Source organism: Bacteroidota bacterium (genome assembly GCA_039111535.1).
In the GTDB taxonomy this organism is placed as follows: domain Bacteria; phylum Bacteroidota; class Rhodothermia; order Rhodothermales; family JAHQVL01; genus JBCCIM01.
Map to the genome: position 1 here is coordinate 1 of JBCCIM010000332.1, position 3,299 is coordinate 3,299.

The 3,299-nt window shown below is 51.9% G+C and carries 2 protein-coding genes; both read right to left on the reverse strand.

Annotated features, from left to right (window positions below; genetic code table 11):
- A partial coding sequence (locus AAF564_26500; GenBank protein MEM8489125.1) for a toll/interleukin-1 receptor domain-containing protein occupies positions 1 to 1,521 on the reverse strand: 1,521 nt, incomplete at its 3' end.
- 443 nt (positions 1,522 to 1,964) lie between these two features.
- Entirely contained in the window at positions 1,965 to 2,720 is a 756-nt protein-coding gene (locus tag AAF564_26505; GenBank protein MEM8489126.1) for an ROK family protein, read from the reverse strand.
- Between the last annotated feature and the right edge of the window lie 579 nt (positions 2,721 to 3,299).

Here is a 3,299-nt window from a genome sequence, read left to right on the forward strand (position 1 = left end):
GCCGCGAATCAGGGCTTCGTGGGATACTTCAACAGTTTCTGTATCCGCTTCTTCATCCCGGTTGGTTACCAGCAGGCGTTCATCAGCCAGTTTTTTGATGAGGGGATGGATGACGCCTTGCAGTTCATTGAGGGAAGCTCGCCGGCGGGTATCTGCAGCGCCTTCTCCAGGTTTAACCAGCCGGGTGAACACGCGCCGGAGCGTGTCTTGCTGGGATTCCATATCCATGAACAACTGCTCTGCCCGTTGCGCCATGGCGCTTTGCACGCCATCCATATCGGTATAGGCACTGTTCAGTAGGATACCGTTTTTCTTTTGCTCCCACAGGTTGAGGAGTGCAAATTCCAGCAGCGGCAGGTTGCCGGGCTCGCCACCTACATCGGTGAGAATGCGTTCGGGTAGTCCTTCTTCAAACCTCAGGTTCACCGCAGCAGCAGGTTTGAGCACAGCGGCTTCCAATTCTTCCGGCGTCATCGGCCCCAGGTTGGCAATGCGGCCCTGCAACCGGTCGGCCAGCGGGCGGTGGGCGAGGACACGGCCGAAAAAGTCACCGCGGAGGGTAATCGCTACATGGAGAGTTGGTTGTAGTGTAGCTTCCAGTAGCAGGTCAATGAAGGCTTTGCGCTGGGCTGGGTCCTGGCAGAGGGTGTACACTTCTTCCCACTGGTCGATCACCAGCAGCAGTCGGGTTGTCCCCGGTTGTTTTTCCAACAGCGTGTCTACATAATCTCTCAATGCCACGCTACCTTTTTCAAGACTGTCCACTACCTTGTTTATCTCAAGCAGCCGGTCTGTCGTGGTAAGTTGCGGTTCGAGCGTAGTGACAAACTGGGTAGCCAGCGAGCGCAGGGGCCGGTCGTTGGGGACCATGGTTAAGATTTCCCATACCTCATCTTTAGGTGACTTACGCAGGGCAGGGAGGAGGCCGGCGCGTACTACAGAAGACTTACCGCTGCCAGAGGCACCTACCACAGCTAGCCAGTTGTCTTTGTGTACTTCCTCAATGAGTTGTTGGGTAAAGGTCTCGCGCCCAAAGAAAAATGCCGCATCTTCTTCCCGAAACGGGTGCAGGCCACGGTAGGGGCAAATTAGAGCGCGGGGGTCTGGGGTAGTTTCGGCAAGTGCTTCGCCTCGAATGGCGTGCACGAGGGGAGCAACATCATCGAGGTTTTTCCGGAGGTCAATCCACGTATTCAGGCTCAGGAAGCCGAGGGATGGGTCGCTGTTGCCGGGGAGGATGACGGGGATGACACGGTACGCAGATTTGGCTGCCTGCCGGTCGAGTCCGAGGTTCTTTTCGCGCTGCTGCCAGTTGCCTAAGCCGTGCGGCCCGATGAATACACACAGGCATTTGCTCTGCCCGAGCTTTTGCTCCAGTTCGTTGATCCAGGAATTTCCAGGGGTCAGGTACCACTTGTCCAGAAACACGGCCAGTCCTGCCGCACGGAGTTGTTCGGCAACACGTGCTACGGCATCGCTGTCGCGCCGGTTGTAACTGAGAAAGGCATCAAAAACAGACAAAATATCAAATAGGAAATTGAAAATATGCAATATTAAATTGCTTTCCTTTGGTAATCTGCTAATTAAATAGGGTTAGGCGTGAAATGCAACCACTTGATTGTGGGTTTTTTTGTGCGGGTTTGGTAGAATTGGGTTGGGTTTGAACGTGTGGGAGGTGTCGTTCGTGTTGTTGTGAGTTATGCCTTTGAGGGATGTCTAGGAGGCAGGGGCTATCAAGAAAGTCTCATTCGACACCCGGCACTCGACATTCGTCACTGGAGGCGCTGCCTTGCCAGATCCTTCACTGCTTGGTTGAAGAAGTTGTCTGTGAGAATACTGCCTAATGTATTTGAGTAAGCTGTCTTTTAGCATACAGCCTTACCAGATCCTTCACTACGTTCAGGATGACAATAACGTCAACTCCAGGCCAACTCGGAACCCGGAACTCGAAACTCGGAACTTTGCTAGTGACTTGTCACTAGCAGTTGCCCTGCCCGGTAGGCGCCGCCGATGATGCCGGCGTTGTTTTGGAGTTGTGCGGTTACCAGGTCAGCGTCCGTGCGGAGGTCGCCGAAGTACTTGGTCTTTTTTGTGGGCTTGCTTACGCCACCGCCAATGATGATGAGATCTGGGGCGAGGAGGAATTCGATGCGGTCGAGGTATTCCTGTACGCGCAGCGCCCACTCACCCCACTTTAAGTCGTTTTTCTTTCGCGCACTGTCAGCAGCATAGTGCTCAGCCGGCCCGTTGTGCATCTCGATGTGGCCAAATTCGGTATTGGGCACCAGTTTCTGATCCATGAACAAAGCGCTTCCTATGCCGGTGCCAAAGGTGAGCAGGAGCACCATGTCGTCGCGGTCTCTGCCGGCGCCAAAGGCCATTTCAGCCACGCCGGCCGCGTCTGCATCATTCAGTACAACAGTAGGGCAGCCTGTTTCTTTTTCAATCAGGTTTTCCACGTTTGTGCCCAACCAGGACCGGTCTACATTAGCCGCTGTGCGGGCGATGCCGCGCTTGATGCGGGCAGGGAAGGTACAACCGATAGCACCTTTCCAGGAGAAATGCTTGGCAATTTCGTTAACGACACCCACCACAGCGTCGGGTGTGGCCGGCTGGGGTGTGGGAATGCGAAACCGTTCTTCAAGAAGTTCGCCGGTTGATGTATTTACGGGGGCGCCCTTTATTCCTGTGCCACCAATGTCAATGCCTAATATTTCCACGATATCTTCCGGATTGGTAATTACAGTGTAATTTAAGTTTTTTGCACTGTTCAATGAAAAGAGGATGTTCAACAGAAAAGAGAATGTGAGATGAGGGAGTGGGAGATACTTTTATTTGGGATTTTGCATCCAATAAAGTCTCTCATCTCCGGTTCTCTCCTCTCTTTGTCTATTTCTAATACATCAAAAGCTTGGATTACACTGAAGTTTATCAAATCTTATGTTGCTGGAGTTTTTTTATCGAAGGGAGGCACAAAATGCCTGCTTGTGCGATAAAGCGTTTACTTTTCATCATCCGGGACATTGCATTATTGGGCATTGCGTTTGTTGCGCATTCAACAACCCTGTTGCCCAAAAACCAGGTTTTACGTTGCAAAGCTCCGGCTGGAAAGTAAAAACATAAGTTAGTTATCCCTGAAATTGGGTGAAAAAACACCAAAATCTATGCAAAAGTTATTTCTAATCCTTTGCCTCGTCATGGGCCTTAGCCTCAACGCCTGCCAATGCTCCGATAAACCCGATGTTGGACCAATCGAGGAAAGTAGCGTAAATCCATAAGATTTACGGGTTCAATGTTCA